This window comes from Thioalkalivibrio sp. ALJ4, from assembly GCF_000377225.1.
Lineage (GTDB): Bacteria > Pseudomonadota > Gammaproteobacteria > Ectothiorhodospirales > Ectothiorhodospiraceae > Thioalkalivibrio.
Genome location: NZ_KB897918.1, coordinates 504629 through 519904 on the forward strand (window position 1 = coordinate 504629; position 15276 = coordinate 519904).

The 15276-nt window shown below is 69.1% G+C and carries 16 protein-coding genes and 1 riboswitch; of the genes, 12 read left to right on the top strand and 4 right to left on the bottom strand.

Going from position 1 to position 15276, the window contains the following annotated elements; all coding sequences use genetic code 11:
- Positions 1 to 3 precede the first annotated feature (3 nt).
- Genes C936_RS0108575 through cobJ form a run of 7 tightly spaced genes read left to right on the top strand, consistent with a single transcriptional unit; the run spans position 4 to position 6428 of the window.
- A complete protein-coding gene (locus tag C936_RS0108575; protein ID WP_026278826.1) occupies positions 4 to 1113 on the top strand; it encodes a cobalt-precorrin-5B (C(1))-methyltransferase in 1110 nt (369 codons plus the stop codon).
- Positions 1110 to 2054: an ABC transporter ATP-binding protein gene (locus C936_RS0108580; protein ID WP_018138720.1), complete on the top strand. Its 945-nt coding sequence runs from the start codon at positions 1110 to 1112 to the stop codon at positions 2052 to 2054. The genes C936_RS0108575 and C936_RS0108580 overlap by 4 nt, the downstream gene beginning before the upstream one ends.
- The gene (locus C936_RS0108585; protein WP_018993136.1) at positions 2051 to 2824 is read left to right on the top strand and encodes an ABC transporter permease; all 774 of its coding nucleotides are present in this window, start codon (positions 2051 to 2053) and stop codon (positions 2822 to 2824) included. Before C936_RS0108580 ends, C936_RS0108585 begins: the two co-directional genes overlap by 4 nt.
- 19 nt (positions 2825 to 2843) lie before the next feature.
- Positions 2844 to 4238, top strand: a complete 1395-nt coding sequence (cobG, locus tag C936_RS0108590) for a precorrin-3B synthase (protein ID WP_018648986.1) — start codon at positions 2844 to 2846, stop codon at positions 4236 to 4238.
- Complete coding sequence (locus tag C936_RS0108595) at positions 4235 to 4888, top strand: precorrin-8X methylmutase (RefSeq protein ID WP_018648985.1); 654 nt, start codon at positions 4235 to 4237, stop codon at positions 4886 to 4888. Before cobG ends, C936_RS0108595 begins: the two co-directional genes overlap by 4 nt.
- Positions 4885 to 5640 carry a precorrin-2 C(20)-methyltransferase gene (locus C936_RS0108600; protein WP_038038619.1) on the top strand — a complete coding sequence of 252 codons (756 nt, stop codon included), beginning with the start codon at positions 4885 to 4887 and terminating at the stop codon, positions 5638 to 5640. The genes C936_RS0108595 and C936_RS0108600 overlap by 4 nt, the downstream gene beginning before the upstream one ends.
- Positions 5637 to 6428 carry a precorrin-3B C(17)-methyltransferase gene (gene cobJ, locus C936_RS0108605; RefSeq protein WP_018648983.1) on the top strand — a complete coding sequence of 264 codons (792 nt, stop codon included), beginning with the start codon at positions 5637 to 5639 and terminating at the stop codon, positions 6426 to 6428. Before C936_RS0108600 ends, cobJ begins: the two co-directional genes overlap by 4 nt.
- Here the strand turns inward: cobJ and C936_RS0108610 are convergent.
- Positions 6401 to 7219 carry a cobalt-precorrin-6A reductase gene (locus tag C936_RS0108610; protein WP_018648982.1) on the bottom strand — a complete coding sequence of 273 codons (819 nt, stop codon included), beginning with the start codon at positions 7217 to 7219 and terminating at the stop codon, positions 6401 to 6403. The genes cobJ and C936_RS0108610 overlap by 28 nt on opposite strands.
- Positions 7220 to 7223: 4 nt before the next feature.
- On the opposite strand from C936_RS0108610, the gene C936_RS0108615 reads away from it, so the two are divergent.
- The 3 genes from C936_RS0108615 to cobM are packed head-to-tail and all read left to right on the top strand — an operon-like array spanning position 7224 to position 9681.
- A complete protein-coding gene (locus tag C936_RS0108615) occupies positions 7224 to 8459 on the top strand; it encodes a bifunctional cobalt-precorrin-7 (C(5))-methyltransferase/cobalt-precorrin-6B (C(15))-methyltransferase (protein WP_018648981.1) in 1236 nt (411 codons plus the stop codon).
- A gap of 29 nt (positions 8460 to 8488) precedes the next feature.
- On the top strand, positions 8489 to 8917 hold the full coding sequence (locus C936_RS0108620; RefSeq protein ID WP_018174786.1) for a cobalamin biosynthesis protein: 429 nt from the start codon (positions 8489 to 8491) through the stop codon (positions 8915 to 8917).
- Positions 8917 to 9681, top strand: a complete 765-nt coding sequence (gene cobM, locus C936_RS0108625; protein WP_018648980.1) for a precorrin-4 C(11)-methyltransferase — start codon at positions 8917 to 8919, stop codon at positions 9679 to 9681. The genes C936_RS0108620 and cobM overlap by 1 nt, the downstream gene beginning before the upstream one ends.
- Positions 9682 to 9876: 195 nt before the next feature.
- Here the strand turns inward: cobM and C936_RS0108630 are convergent, their stop codons facing one another.
- Together C936_RS0108630 and C936_RS0108635 are read right to left on the bottom strand one after the other, a co-directional pair.
- Positions 9877 to 10437: a cytochrome c gene (locus C936_RS0108630; protein ID WP_012982222.1), complete on the bottom strand. Its 561-nt coding sequence runs from the start codon at positions 10435 to 10437 to the stop codon at positions 9877 to 9879.
- A 21-nt stretch (positions 10438 to 10458) separates the two neighbouring features.
- Positions 10459 to 11574: a porin gene (locus tag C936_RS0108635; RefSeq protein WP_012982223.1), complete on the bottom strand. Its 1116-nt coding sequence runs from the start codon at positions 11572 to 11574 to the stop codon at positions 10459 to 10461.
- Between the two features lie 128 nt (positions 11575 to 11702).
- A riboswitch (cobalamin riboswitch) is annotated at positions 11703 to 11937 on the bottom strand.
- 269 nt (positions 11938 to 12206) lie between these two features.
- Here C936_RS0108635 and C936_RS0108640 point away from each other — a divergent pair.
- Positions 12207 to 13187 carry a cytochrome-c peroxidase gene (locus tag C936_RS0108640; RefSeq protein ID WP_018138730.1) on the top strand — a complete coding sequence of 327 codons (981 nt, stop codon included), beginning with the start codon at positions 12207 to 12209 and terminating at the stop codon, positions 13185 to 13187.
- A gap of 67 nt (positions 13188 to 13254) precedes the next feature.
- Here the strand turns inward: C936_RS0108640 and C936_RS0108645 are convergent, their stop codons facing one another.
- Positions 13255 to 13698 carry a DUF4399 domain-containing protein gene (locus C936_RS0108645; protein ID WP_018138731.1) on the bottom strand — a complete coding sequence of 148 codons (444 nt, stop codon included), beginning with the start codon at positions 13696 to 13698 and terminating at the stop codon, positions 13255 to 13257.
- A gap of 138 nt (positions 13699 to 13836) precedes the next feature.
- On the opposite strand from C936_RS0108645, the gene gltX reads away from it, so the two are divergent.
- Positions 13837 to 15243, top strand: coding sequence for a glutamate--tRNA ligase (gene gltX / locus C936_RS0108650; protein WP_018174788.1), 1407 nt, complete (start codon positions 13837 to 13839; stop codon positions 15241 to 15243).
- The last annotated feature ends 33 nt before the right edge of the window (positions 15244 to 15276 follow it).

A 15276-nucleotide genomic window follows, 5' to 3' on the forward strand; every position in this document is an offset into this window, starting at 1 on the left:
GCCATGCGCTCGGAGACGCCCGAGACCAGCGGGCGTCTGCGCACGGGGCTGACCACCGGTGTGTGTGCGACCGCCGCCGCCGTTGCCGGCGCACGGTGGCTGCTGGAGGGGTGGCTGCTCGAGACGGTGGAGGTCGTCCTGCCGAAGGGGCAGGTGGTGAGCCTGGCACTGAACGATCTGGAACCGACCTCGGGGGGTGCGGTGGCCGGAGTCATCAAGGATGCCGGTGACGATCCGGATGCGACCCACGGGGCGCGGGTCTGGGTCGAGGTCACCCTGTGCGGCGAACCCGGCGTGGAGTTCGTCGCGGGTGCCGGGGTCGGGACGGTTACGCGCCCGGGCCTGGTGCTGGCGCCGGGCGAACCGGCAATCAACCCGGTCCCGCGGCGCATGATGCAGGGCCACCTGGAGGCGCTCGCCGAGGCGAGCGGATACAGCGGGGGCTTTCGGGTAACGGTTGGCGTGGACGGCGGCGAACGGATTGCCGAGCGGACCATGAACGCTCGACTGGGGATCCTCGGGGGGCTCTCGATTCTGGGCACCACCGGCATCGTCCGGCCGTTTTCCTGCGCCGCTTATATCGCATCTATCCATCAGGCCATAGATGTGGCCCGCGCCAACGGCTGCCCGCGCGTGGCCTGCTGCACCGGGGGTACCAGCGAGGCCGCGATGCGCGAACAGTACGGTCTGGACGACATGGCGCTGATCGAGATGGGGGATCTGTTCGGGGCGGCACTGAAGTATCTGAGGCGTCACCCCCTGCCCGCGGTGGTGCTGGCCGCGGGGTTCGGCAAGCTCAGCAAATTCGCGGCCGGGCACCTGGATGCCCACAGCCGCAAGTCACGCATCGATCTCGACGCGCTGGCGGAGGAGGCGGCGGATCTGGGAGGCAGCCAGGCACTGGTCGCGCGCATCCGCGCGGCTAATACCAGCGCCCAGGCGCTTGCGGATTGCCTGGAGCAGGGTGTGGCGCTGGCCGACCGTATCAGTGCGCGCGCCTGGCAGCGGGCGCGCGGGATGCTGCCGGAGACCACGGCGCTGGAGATCTGCGCGGTGGATCGGGCCGGACGCATCGTCGGGTTTGCCGATGGTGCCGGGGGGCTCGCGCCATGACGGCCGCCGCGATTGCCCTGCAGTCGGTGGCCAAGCGCTACGCCGGTGGCCGGGTTGGGCTGGCGAACGTGGATCTGGAGGTGCCGGCGGGCAGCTTTTTCGGCCTGCTGGGGCCGAACGGGGCTGGCAAGACCACTCTGGTGGGGTTGTTGACCACGCTGGTGCGGGCGGATCGGGGCTCGATCCGCGTCTGCGGGTACGACGTGGCCACGCAGGCGGTTGCGGCGAAGGCGTGCATGGGCGTGGTACCGCAGGAGGTCAACTTCAACAGCTTCGAACCGGTGGGCGAGATCGTCGAGGCCCAGGCGGCTTACTACGGGCTGTCCCCAAGGCGGGCGCGCGAGCGAACCGGCGAGGTGCTGGAACAGGCGGGGTTGCTGGACCGGCGCGAACAGTCGGCCTGGGGCCTGTCGGGTGGCATGAAGCGGCGGCTGATGATTGCCAGGGCCCTGGTGCACCGCCCCCGCGTCCTGCTCCTGGACGAGCCGACGGCGGGGGTGGACCTGGAGGGGCGCCATGCCACCTGGGAGCTGTTGCGTGGCTTGAACGCGGACGGCGTGACGATCCTGCTGACCACCCACTACCTGGAGGAGGCAGAGACCCTGTGCGACACCCTGGCGATCCTCGATCAAGGCGAGATCGTCGCGCGCGGTGATACGGGCGAACTGCTGCACGGGCTGAACGTGCAGACCCTGGTGCTGGAACTGAGCATGCCGCTGGACGCGGCCCCGGCGCTGGACGGTTTGGCGATTCGTTTGAATGATCGCTGGACCCTGGAGGTCGACCTGCCGCAGGGCATGGAGGTGAATGACCTGTTCGACCGCCTGGGCGCAAGCGGGGTGCGTGTCGCGGGAGTCCGCAACAAGCGCAACCGGCTCGAGTCGCTGTTCCTGCAGCGCATCGCGGAACGCGCTGCCGCCCCGCCGGGGAGGGAGACATGAGGCTCGCGGCGTACGGATTTGCCTATCGCGGGATGGTGGTCAAACAGGTGCGGCGTTTCCTGCGCGCCTGGGTGCAGAACCTCCTGCCATCAGTGGTGACGACGGTCCTGTTCCTGGTGATCTTCGGTCACCTGATCGGGCGCGAGCTCGGCACCATGCGGGGGGTCGATTACGCTGATTTTATCCTGCCCGGCCTGATCATCCTGGCGGTGGCCACCAATGCCTACAGCAATGTGACACTGGCGTTCTACGGGGCGCGGCTGCAGCGACATATCGAGGAGCTGCTGGTCGCGCCGCTGCCCGCCTGGCTGATTGTGGCCGGCTTCGCCACCGGTGGTGTCATCCGGGGCCTGCTGGCCGGGGCGCTGGTCGCGCTGGTCGCGATTCCGTTTACCAATCTCCAGTTGCACCACCTGGCGGCCACGCTGGGGATCGCGCTGATCAGCGCCTTGCTGTTCGCCCTGGCCGGGCTCCTGAACGGCCTGTATGCGCGCAGCTTCGACCATACCTCCGTGGTGGCCACGTTCGTGCTGACCCCGCTGATCTACCTGGGCGGCCTGTTCTACCCGGTAGAACGGATGCCCGAGCCCTGGCAGTCCCTGGCCGTACTCAACCCGCTTTATTACATGATCGAGGGCTTTCGCTACGGCCTGCTGGGGACCGGCTCCTTTGCCTGGGCCGCGACCTTCTGGGTCCTCGCAGGGGCAACCCTTGTCGTTGGCGTGCTGGCCTGGGCCCTGGTGGCCCGCGGCGTGCGGATCCGGACATGAGTGGGGGCGGGGTGCAGCGATGAGTGCCGATCATTCGCGGGTGCGCCGGGCCTGTCCGGGGGTGGCCGCGCCGATGGCCACCGGGGACGGTCTGTTGATGCGGGTGCGTCACCCGATCGGGGGGCTGGATGCGGGGCAGGCGCAGAGCATTGCGGAGGTGGCGCGGCGTTTTGGGTCCGGTGTCCTCGAGCTGACCAGCCGCGGCAATCTGCAGCTGCGTGGTTTGGACGCGGCGGGGCTGGAGCCGGCTCGCGCCGAGCTGGAGGGGGCGGGGTTGGCAGATCGCGACCCTGCGGCGGAAGCGGTGCGCAATGTCCTGGCGGCCCCGGTGACGGATATCGACCCGGAGGCGGCCATGGATGTGCAGCCGGTCGCGCGGGATCTCGTGCGAGCACTGGGGGATCACCCGCGCCTGAGGGCATTGCCCCCGAAGGTGGGGGTGGTGGTGGAGGCGGGTGGCGGTTTGCCGCTGGATGGGGTGCCGGCGGATTTGCGACTGGAGGCCTGTACGGCGCTGGGAGGGGTGTGGTTCCGAGTGGCCTTGGGGGCGTCCAGTCGCACGGCCACGGTGCTGGGCTGGACACGCGCGGAGAATGTGGTGGACGTCGCCCTCGCGGTGTTCGAACGCTTCGTTGCGTTGCGCGAGGGCGATGTGGATCCGCCGGGACGGCTCGCGGGTGCCGTAGCCCGATGGGGCCCGGAGGCGTTGACGCCGCCCGGGCTGGAGCGGGTGCTCCCGGGCGGGGACTGGGTCGCGGCGCGGATCCCCGGATACGCGGATGCCGGGATGGGGACGTGCCTGAACGGGCGCGCCTTCGGGATCGCGTTTCCGTTCGGGGCCCTGCGCGCCGAGGCGCTGCAGGGGCTGGCCGAGCATATTCGGGCGCACGACGGACGCCTGCGCCTGACACCGTGGCGCAGCCTGCTTCTGACCGGGGTACCTCCTGTGGAGCCGGACCGTGTCGCCGAGTGGGGTGGCGTGACCGATCCGGACGACCCGCGCCTGGCGGTGAGTGCCTGTATCGGGCAGATGGGTTGCTCCGCGGGCAGTACCGCCACGCGGGCGGATGCCGAGAGGGCCGGGGGCGCTGCCTGCGGGTTGCTTGCGGGGGACGGGCAAGTGCATGTGAGTGGCTGCGACAAGCACTGTGGGCGTCCCGCGAATGCGCAGGTCCTGCTCACGGCGTGGGAAGGCCGCTATGAGCTCTCGCTGCAACGCGCCCCCGCGCGATGGGAGACCGTGCTGACGAGGCTGGCGCCGGGGCAGGTCGAGCCGGCCCTGGCAGCCCTCGATGCCATCGCCCGCGAAGAGGGTGGCGGGCATGAGTCGGGGCTCGAGGCCCTGCAACGGTTGGAGGGAACAGCGCTGACGAGACGTATGAACGCGATGATGAACAACGGAGATCCAGCATGACGCAGAGCGATACGGCCGGGGCCATACCCGACTATATCCGCGACGGGGCGGCCATCTATCGGGAGTCGTTTGCGATTATCCGATCCGAGGCGGAACTGGACCGCTTTCCGCAGGAGCTGGTGCCCGCGGTGGTGCGCATGATCCACGCCTGCGGCATGACCGACCTGCCACGGGACGTCGGGTTTTCGGCCGGCGTGGCCCGGGCGGCCACTGATGCGCTGGCCGCCGGCGCGCCGATCCTGTGCGACAGCAACATGGTGGCGCACGGGATCACTCGGACCCGGCTACCGGCGGACAACCCGGTGATCTGCAGCCTGCGGGAGGAGGGTGTGGCCGCGGCCGCCGAACGCCTGGGTACCACGCGATCGGCGGCCGCCCTGGAATGGTGGCGACCGCATCTGGAGGGTGCGGTCGTGGCCATCGGGAATGCACCCACGGCCCTGTTTCACCTGCTGGAGATGCTGCACCAGGGCGCGCCACGTCCGGCCGCGGTACTCGGTATCCCGGTGGGCTTTGTCGGTGCGGTGGAGAGCAAGGAGGCGCTGGCCGCCAGCCCGCTGGACCTCGAGTACCTGACCATCTTCGGACGCCGCGGTGGCAGCGCCATGGCCGCGGCGGCCATCAATGCCTTTGCGAGTGACCGGATATGACGACTTCTTCCCCTGTGAATGCATCCCCGGAGGCGGGCTGCCTGTATGGAGTCGGCACCGGGCCTGGCGATCCCGAGCTGCTGACGTTGAAGGCCGCGCGTCTGATCGCACAGAGTCCGGTAGTGGCCTATTTCTGCCGCCGTGGCGGGCGCGGTCAGGCCCGTGCGATCGTGGACGCCCACCTGGGTACCGGCCAGTGCGAGATGCCGCTGGAGTACCCGGTGACCAACGAGATTCCGCACGGCTCCGAGGAATACCGCCGCCGCATCGAACAGTTCTTCGACGCCTGTGCCGAGCAGCTGGCGGCCGAACTGGAAGCCGGGCGCTCGGTCGTGGTGCTGAACGAGGGCGACCCGTTCTTCTACGGCTCCTTCATGCACGTATACCTGCGGCTCAAGGAGCGCTTTCGCACGAGTATTGTGCCCGGAGTGACTTCGATGATGGCCTCTGCCGCCCAACTGCCAACTCCGTTGACCATGCGCGATGACCTGCTGACGGTGATCCCGGGCACGATGCCGATCGACGATCTGCGCCAGGCCCTGCAGGGGACCGATGCGGCGGTCATCATGAAAGTGGGGACCCATCGCGATGCGGTGGTCGGTGTCCTGCAGGAGCTGGGGCTGAGTGAGCGCGCCTGGTACGTGGAACGCGCGAGCACCGCCGAGGAGCGGGTCCTGCCGCTGTCCGAGATCCCGGAACGGGTGCCCTATTTCTCGATGATCGTGATCCCCGGGCGCGGGGTTCGGCGATGAGCGGGGATGGCGGTCCGGTGGTCGGTCGGTTGAGTGTGGTCGGGGTGGGTCCGGCGGGGCCGGAATGGATCACACCGGAGGTCGCTGCCCGTCTCGAAGCGGCCACCGATCTGGTGGGGTACGGGCCGTACCTGGAACGGATTGCGGGCCCTCATCACCGTGTTCACGCCTCGGATAACCGCGAGGAACTGGCGCGTGCGATGCACGCCCTGGACATGGCCGCCGAGGGGCGGGACGTGGTCGTGGTCTCGGGGGGCGACCCGGGTGTATTCGCCATGGCGGCGGCGATCTTCGAGGCGCTGGAAGGGGCGCAGGCACAACGCTGGGCGGGAGTCGAGGTGGACGTGACTCCCGGGGTCTCGGCGATGCAGGCCGCCGCCGCGCGGCTGGGTGCGCCGCTGGGCAACGATTTCTGCGTGATTTCGCTGTCGGACAACCTCAAACCGTGGTCGCTGATCCAGCGCCGGGTGCGGCTGGCGGCCGAGGCCGACTTCGCCATGGCGTTCTATAACCCGATCTCGCGCGCGCGACCATGGCAGCTGGGGGAGGCCCTGGGCATCGTGCGCGAGGCCCAGGGTCCGGACACTCTGGTCATGCTGGCCACCGCGGTGGGACGCGGCGAACGCGAAGACGTGCAGATCTCCACCCTTGGCGAGGTGGATCCGGCGGCGGCCAACATGAGCACGCTGGTGATCGTGGGCGCCGCCTCCACCCGGGTGCTGGAGCGCCCCTCCGGCCGGCGCCACGTGTACACCCCGCGCTATGTCGAGTCGGCGGAGTCGCGGTGAACGCGCGCGAGGCCTTCCAGCCACTCCAGGGCCGCCTGCGGGGCGTGGAAGCGGGGCACCCCGGGGGCGTCCGGCGGCCGGTCCACCATCACCACCGGGATGCCGCGTTCGCGGGCCGCCTGCAGCTTGGGGGCGGTGGCCTCGCCGCCGCTGTCCTTGGTGACCAGCACGTCGATAGCGTGGGTCTCCAGCAGCCGGTGCTCGTCGGCCAGGCTGAATGGGCCGCGGGCCCGCAGCCAGGTGACCCGGGGCAGCGCCGGCAACGGTTCGGGCGGGTCGATGGTGCGGATGACGTAGTCCAGCTCGGGCGCCGCCTCGAAGGCCTCCAGGTGCTGGCGCCCGGTAGTGATGAGCACGCGCCGGCCGAGGCCGGGGAGCGCGCAGGCGGCGGCCTCCAGGTCGGGCACGCGCAGCCAGTGATCCCCGGGGCCGGCCTGCCACGGCGGCCGGGTCAGCCGGGCCAGGGGTACGCCGGCGTGGCGCGTGGCGGCGACGGCATTGGCCGAGATCTGCCGCGCGAACGGGTGGGTCGCGTCCACCAGGGCGTCGACCGCGTGTTCGTGCAGCCAGGCGGCAAGGCCCTCGGCACCGCCGAACCCGCCCGTGCGCCGCGGCAGTCGCGAGGGTGCGGGCCTGCGCGTGCGTCCGGCCAGCGACACGGTGGCGTACAGCCGAGGGTGCCCGTCCAGCAGCGGCTCCAGCGCCGCGGCCTCGGTGGTGCCGCCCAGCAGCAGGATCTGCCGCGGGCGCGCCGCCCGGGGGCCGGTATCGGTGGATGAACGGGAGCTCATGAGGATGACCAGTCTAGCCACCAACGAGGAGCGAGCGCCATGGCTGAATATCGTCGGCGTGGGCGCGGGGGGACTCGCCGGGCTGGCCCCGGATGCCCGCATGGTGCTGGACACGGCGGCGACGGTGATCGGCGGCGCCAGGCATCTGGAGATGCTGCCGGAGCGGCCGGGGCAGGAGCGCCTGGTGTGGCCGTCGCCGCTGGAGACCGCGCTGGACTGGATCGAGGCGCGCGCCGGGCAGCCGCTGTGCGTGCTCGCCAGCGGTGACCCCTTCTGGTTCGGGGTGGGCGCGACCCTGATGCGGCGTTTTCCGGTCGCGCAGACCTGCGTCTGGCCGGCGCCCTCGGCGTTCAGCCTGGCCGCCGCGCGCATGGGCTGGCCGCTGCAGCAGACCCGCTGCCTGTCGGTGCACGGCCGGCCGATGGAGGCGCTGCGGCCCTGGCTGCATGACGGCGCGCGACTGCTGATCCTGAGCCGCGACGGGGATACCCCGGCGGAACTGGCGCACTGGCTGACCGGGCTCGGCTTCGGCGATTCCACCCTGACCGTATTGCAGTCCCTGGGTGCGGACCGCGAGGCGGCGGTCCGCGCGCGCGCCGGGGCCTGGCCGGAGGTCGCGATCGAGGCGCTGAACACGGTGGCGCTGGAGTGCCGGGCCGATCCGGCGGCGCAGGTGCTGGCGGCCAGTGCCGGCCGGCCGGAGGCGCAGTTCGAGCAGGACGGCCAGATCACCAAGCGCGAGGTGCGGGCGGTGGCGCTGGCCCTGCTGGCGCCCGGACGCGGCGAGCGGCTGTGGGACGTGGGCGCCGGCTCCGGAGCCATCGGCATCGAGTGGATGCTGACGGATCCGGCCAACACCGCCGTGGCCATCGAGCCGCGCGCGGAGCGCCTGGAACGCATCGCGCGCAACGCGAGCACGCTGGGGGTGCCGGCGCTCCGTCCCATCCACGGGCGGGCGCCGGAGGCACTGGGAGACCTGCCGCCACCCGACGCGATCTTCATCGGCGGCGGGCTGACCACGCCGGGGCTGGTGGAGCACTGCATCGGCCAACTGCGCCCGGGCGGGCGGCTGGTCGCCAGCAGCGTGACCGTGGAAGGGGACGCGGTGCTGGCGGCGGCGCACGAGCGCCACGCCGGCGAGCTCACGCGGATCAACGTCAGCCGCGCGGAGCCGCTGGGAGGCATGGCCGGCTGGCAGCCGCTGCGGCCGGTGACCCTGTGGTCGCTGCGCCGGAGCTGAGGGAAACGCCGAGCGGGGCGCATGTCCGGGTGACCCCCGGCGTCGGCTTCGCCTCGGCCTGCACGGCCGGCGAGCTGGAGGCACTGGTCCGCGAGGTGCTGGCCGAGGCGCACGCCGGGTTGCGGGCGGGGGGCGGCGAGGCGATCGAGATCCGGCAGCTGGCGGCCCCGGCGCACAAGGGCGACAGCCCGGTGCTGTGGACGGCCGCGCGCGACCTGGAGCTGGAGCCGGTGTTCGCGTCGGCGGCCGCGCTGGCCGAGCACGACGCTGCCCTGTCCACGGACTCCTCGCGCTCGCGTGCCGCCGCCGGGGTCGGTTCGGTGGCGGAGGCGGCGGCGCTGGCGGTGGCCGGCGACGGGGCGCGCCTGCTGCTGCCGCGGCGGCTCTCGGCACGGGCGAGCTGCGCGGTGGCCGTGCGGACGGTGAACGGGACAGACGGGAATTTCGAGGAGTTTTGATGACGGTTCATTTTGTCGGAGCGGGGCCCGGTGCGGCCGATCTGCTGACTTTGCGCGGGCGCGATCGTATCGCGGCCTGCCCGGTATGCCTGTATGCCGGTTCGCTGGTGCCGGAGGTGGTGCTGGAACATGCCCCGGAGGGGGCGCGCGTGGTCAACACCGCGCCACTGACGCTGGACGCGATCATGGAGGAGATCGAACGCGCCCACGCGGCGGGCCAGGACGTGGCGCGCCTGCACTCCGGCGATCTTTCGGTCTACAGCGCGCTGGGCGAGCAGACCCGCCGGCTGGAGGCGGCCGGGATCGACTACAGCATCACGCCTGGAGTGCCGGCGTTCTCTGCCGCCGCGGCGACCCTGGGGCGGGAACTGACGGTGCCGGAGGTGGCGCAGTCGTTGGTGCTGACGCGCACGCCGGGGCGGGCGTCCTCCATGCCGGAGCGCGAACGGCTGGCGAGCTTTGCCGCCACCGGGGCGACCCTGGCGATCCACCTGTCGCTGCACAATATCGAGACCGTGGTCGAAGACCTGCGGCCGCACTATGGCTGCGACTGCCCGGTGGCGATCGTGTTTCGCGCCAGCTGGCCGGACGAGACCGTGGTGCGCGGTTCGCTGGGGAATATCGCGGAGCGGGCGCAGGCCCTGACCACGCGGCGCTCGGCGCTGATCCTGGTGGGGCCGGCGCTGGACCCGGGGGATTTTCGCGACAGTGCGCTGTACGACCCGTCGCACGTGCGCCGTTACCGCGGCATGGACGGGGACTAAGCGGTGGCGCCCCTGATCTTCCGCAGGCAGGGATAACGCCGGTGGGTGTTGTGGGACACGGGGCTTTTCGCCTGCAAGCAGGCTCCCACATCGCCAGGAACCTGTAGGAGTCTGCTTGCAGGCGAAGGCGGTTTCTTCCCGATCAGGGTCATGGCAAGGGGCCGCCATGCGGCGGCCCCTTGGTTCCCGGCCGGTTTAGCGGCGGCGGTAGTTGTCGTGGCAGGCCAGACAATGGTGGCGCACGCCGTTCAGGGCCTCGGTGGCGCGAAGCTGGAAGTCTTCGTTCTCCAGGTCGTCGGCCGACTCCACCTTGCGCTGCAGTCGTTCGGCGGCCTCGCGGTAGGCTGCCTTGTACTCGGAGAACTCCGGGTCCTCCCAGGCCGCGGGCAGGGCCCCGGGTTCGCCGTCCCGCGCTGGTGTCTCGCGTGCGAACCAGGTTTCGATGTCGTCGGCGCGGCGCGCCAGTTCCTCGGCCAGACCGGGCAGACGTTCGGCGAATGGTGCGTCATAACGCAGGATCTGCTCGATGCTGCGGTAGGTGGCCGAGGTGCCCTGCATGCTCTGCTGACGGAAGCGCTGGAAGGCCTCGGTCGCATCCACTTTGGCCGGATCGTCCAGGGTCTCGTCATAGTCGCCCCAGGGGCCCGGCATTGTGACAGTGACCTCCGCGGTGGCCGGGCTGCCGGTGGCAGCCAGCAACAGGATCGCAAAGAGGGTGGTTCTCAACGGGTGGTGGATCGGTTGCATCCAGTTCATGTCGATTCTCCCGGTCATTTCTCAGAAGCGGAACTGGTGCTGCAGGTGCAGCTCCCAGTCCGAGGTGTCGGTGTCGCGGTCCAGCCACATCAGTTGGGTCTTGTGCCGCTGGCCACGGTGATACCAGTTGAGGCCGGCACCCCATTCACGCTGCCAGCGCTCGTCAGTGCCAAGATCGTCGCCTGCGTCGTGGCGCAATACGGCGTGGCGCGCGGCGAACTCCAGTCCCTCCACCGGCAGCGACTGCGCCAGTTCCAGTTCGGCCCCCAGGTCGTGGTAGCTCGCGGTGCGGTCGGGGGAGACATCGCGGCGGAAGGCCGCCAGCGACAGCGAGGTATGGGCGAACTTGACCACCGCGTCGGCGGTGGCGGTGATCCAGTCGGCGCGTTGGTTGGCCACCGTGTCTTCGATGCCGCGGCTCCAGTCGCGCAGGTGGTTGCGGCTGGCGGCCTGTACGCCGGCGCCCAGGGCGACGGTGCGCTCCACGGCCTGGCCTAACGTGGTGTTGTCACGTGGGACTGCGCCGACCGGGGCCCACGCGCCGCGCGCGCTGAACAGGTGGCCGGATGTGGAGGGGCGATCGTCGCGCTGATCCAGACGCCCGCGACCGTCAAACACGCCGATGGCCCATGCCCGGTTGTCGCCGGCGCCGCCCAGCAGGGCGATACCGGTGTCGCGGCCGGCCGGAACCTCGAACTGGTTGCCGGCGATGCTCAGTTCGGTGAACAGGCGGTTGGGTCCGCCGATATCCCGCGACAGGCCGAAGGGGACCGTAAACTGGCCAGCCCGCAGGCCCAGGTGTTCACCCAGTGCGTACTGCAACCAGATGTCGCGCATGGACAGCTCGCCGCTGCTGAAATCCGGCTGCAGGCGGAAGCTCAGATCGGGGTGGAACAGGGTGCCCGAGGTGTCCAGCCAGGCACGACGGAAGTCGAATTCGCTGCTGGAGCCATCCGGGTCTCGTTCGTAGCTGTAGCGGCCCTGGATCAGCGGATCCAGGGTGACCTGCAGGCCGTCTTCCGCGTCGCCGAATTCGAAGCCGGCTTGTGCCGGCGCGATGCCCGCGGCCGTCATCAGGCACAGGGTGGCCAGGGCCGGGACGGCATGCTGTCCCGGTCGGAGATGGGTATGGTTCATTGTTGGGTTGCTCCCTTGGACGCGCGACCCCGCACGCCGTGGATGAAACGACGCCGGAAGCTGGACAGGGAGCAGGGGAGGCCGGGCGATGCGAGCACGCCGGACTGGCCCGCTCGGCCGCCCACCGCGGCGTCGGGTGTCGTCCAGGCCGGTCTCCGGACTCGCGAAGTGGATGCGCGATGCATCCAGGGCGGATCGCCTTCCCGCGGGCATCCCGGGGATGCGCCGCAGTGGCATTGGATCCGCCCGTCTCCGCCTACCGTTGCGGGGGCAGTGCCGGCCTTGCGAATGTCGATTCGCGCACCGGCTTCCCGATTATCCCCGGCGGCTGAGCGCCGGGGCACCTAGAGAGGGGCGAACCGTAATGGAGGGAAAAGGGGGGGTCAAGTTTGTCCGGGTATCCCGGGAAACGGTGTAGTGGGGGCGAACCCGGCTCCCCTGGAGGCTGATAATTGATGCAGATCATCTCCGGGGCGGATTTTGATCGCGACCAGGTTTCCGCGTCTGTAGGGTGGGTTTTAAGTGGTTTGGACCGAGTCTATTTCGGTTCGCGCCGATATCCGCTTCTCAGATGTCTGTTACTCATCTGTTACTCAAGGGAGACCTGTATGAAAACGCTTTCCGGATTCCGCATGACGGCGCTGGCGGCTTGTGCAGCCGTCGCGTTCGGGGCCGCAGCCCCGGCCGTGGCCGATACCGACTATTCCGAATACCGCGACGTGTTCGAGCCGCTGCCGGCGCTGCCGCCGATCCCGGCGGACAACTCGATGACCAAGGAGAAGATCGAGCTGGGCAAGATGCTGTTCTTCGAGCCGCGCATCTCCAGCTCCGGCGTGATCTCCTGCGCCACCTGCCACAACCCGGCGCTGGGCTGGGCGGACCGCATCCCGCGCGCGGTGGGCCATGACGGCCAGGTTGGCGAGCGCAATACCCCGACCGTGCTGAATTCCGGCTTCTTCACGGCCCAGTTCTGGGATGGCCGCGAGGACGATCTGGAAGGCCAGGCCCTGGGCCCGATCCAGGACGCGATCGAGATGGCGATGCCGCTGGAGGAGGCGATCGCGCGCCTGGAGGAGTTCAACGAGTACCAGGAGAAGTTCGAGGCCGCCTATCCCGATTATGACGGCGACAACGTGATCAATACCGACCACGTGGCCAAGGCCCTGGCGACGTTCCAGCGCACGCTGAACACCCCGAATTCGCCGCTGGATCGCTGGCTGGTCGGGGACGAGGGTGCGATGAGCGAGCAGCAGATGCGCGGGATGAAGCTGTTCGCCGATAACGGCTGCGTGGCCTGCCACAGCGGACCGGCGTTGACCGACAGCAACTTCCATCGCATCCAGGTGCCGGGCTCGGAAGACAAGGGCCGCTATCTGGTCACGGGCGATGAGGCCGACAAGTTCGCGTTCAAGACCCCGACGCTGCGCAATGTGGCGCTGACCTACCCCTACATGAACAACGGCGAGACCGCGACGCTGGACGAGGCGATCCGCATCATGGGGCAGGAGATGCTGGGCATGGAGTTCAGCGATGACGAGGTCGCGGACATCGAGGCCTTCATGCACGCACTGACCGGCGAGATGCCGCGCTTCGATATCCCCGCGCTGCCGTAACTGGCCGCACTGGGATCGGGTGTTACAAGCCCCCTCCGGAGACGGAGGGGCTTTTTCGTGGGTGCGTTTATTCGACCGTAATAGTGATCTTTTCGGACACAACCGGTGGGTCGAAGCTGATGTGGCGGTAGTCCATGAACAGCAACTGCAGGGTGTACTCGCCGGGTTCCAGTTCCAGCTCGCCCTCGGTCTGTCCACCACCGAAATGACGCTTGTGGTCGGAGAAGGGCAGCGAGGCATCCAGGTCCACCTCGTCGAGTGGCTTGTTCACCAGCAGGTGGTGGTGGCCGGTGTTGTCCATCTCCACGCCGGCCGGCGCGACACCCATGCCGCGCAGGCCCATCTGGACACGCACTGGACTTTCGAGCGTTTCGCCATCCTGTGGACTGATGAAATAAACCTCGGCCCCGTCCGGTGGCGCAATGCGGTCGGTCGCCATGGCATTCCCGGCCAGCGCCAGGCCGCCGGTCAGTGCCAGTAACGTGGAAAGTCGGGTGAGCGTGGGATTCATGAAGGCTCCTTTGGCCCGCGTTCGGGCATCCGTGTGGTCCCAACTCCAGTATAGACCGCGGTCCCTGCGGCAGCCCCGCGGCGTTCTGCTACCCTAGGCGCCTTCAAATTCCACCTTCCTCAGGAACGAGTGCTTCGCATGACTTTTCGTACCCGTTTTGCCCCCAGTCCGACCGGCTATCTGCATATTGGCGGTGCCCGCACCGCGCTGTTCTCCTGGCTGTATGCGCGTCACCACGGTGGCGAGTTCGTGCTGCGCATCGAAGACACCGATCTGGAGCGCAGCAATGCGGAATCGGTCAACGCGATCCTTGAGGGGATGAACTGGCTGGGGCTGACTTACGATCACGGGCCGTTCTATCAGACGGAGCGTTTTGATCGGTACAAGGAGGTAATCGACCAGCTGATGGCCGCAGGTCACGCCTATCGCTGCTACTGCACGAAGGAAGAGTTGGATGCGATGCGCGAGGAGCAGAAGGCGCGCAAGGAAAAGCCGCGCTACGACGGTCGCTGCCGGGCGCGCACCGAGCCGCGCGAGGGCGTGGAGCCGGTAATCCGTTTTCGCACGCCGGACGAGGGGGTGACCATCGTCGACGACATGGTGCGCGGCAAGGTCGCGTTCCAGAACAGCGAGCTGGACGACCTGATCATCGCCCGCTCCGACGGCTCGCCAACCTACAACCTGACGGTGGTGGTCGACGACATGGATATGGGGATCACCCATGTGGTCCGTGGCGATGACCACTTGAACAACACCCCGCGCCAGATCAACATCCTGAAGGCGCTGGACGTGGAACCGCCGCGCTACGGCCACCTGCCGATGATCATGGGCCCGGACGGCGCCAAGCTGTCCAAGCGCCATGGCGCGGTCTCGGTGATGCAGTACCGCGACGAGGGCTATCTGCCGGAGGCGCTACTGAACTACCTGGTGCGCCTGGGCTGGGCCCATGGCGATCAGGAAATTTTCTCGGTCGACGAGCTGGTGCGCCTGTTCGATATCCAGGACGTGAACCAGTCCGCCTCCGCGATCAACCCGGACAAGCTCCTGTGGTTGAACCAGCACTACATCAAGTCGCTGGACCCGGATCATGTGGCGCTGGAGTTCGGCTGGCACCTGGGTCAGTTGGGTATCGATCCGTCCAGCGGCCCGGCGATGCGCGACGTGGTGATCGCTCAGCGCGAGCGGGCGCGTACCCTTCGCGAGATGGCCGAGAACAGCGTGTACTTCTACCGCGAGTTCGAGGACTACGACGAGAAGGCCGCGCGCAAGCAGCTCACCGCCGAAGCACTCCCGGTGCTGCAGACGCTGCATGACGGTTTCAGTGCGCTGGGGGCCTGGGAGAAGGAGCCTTTGCACGAGGTCGTGGTGCACACCGGCGAGCGGCTGGATCTCAAGCTGGGCAAGGTCGCGCAGCCGCTGCGTGTGGCCCTGACCGGCGGCACAGTATCGCCGCCGATCGACGACACCCTGGTGCTGATTGGGCGTGAGCGATCACTGGCTCGGATCGAGCGGGCGCTGAAGAAAATTTCGGCGGAAGCGGGTTGACACTCCAGGGGGTGCTGGCTACAGTACGCGCTC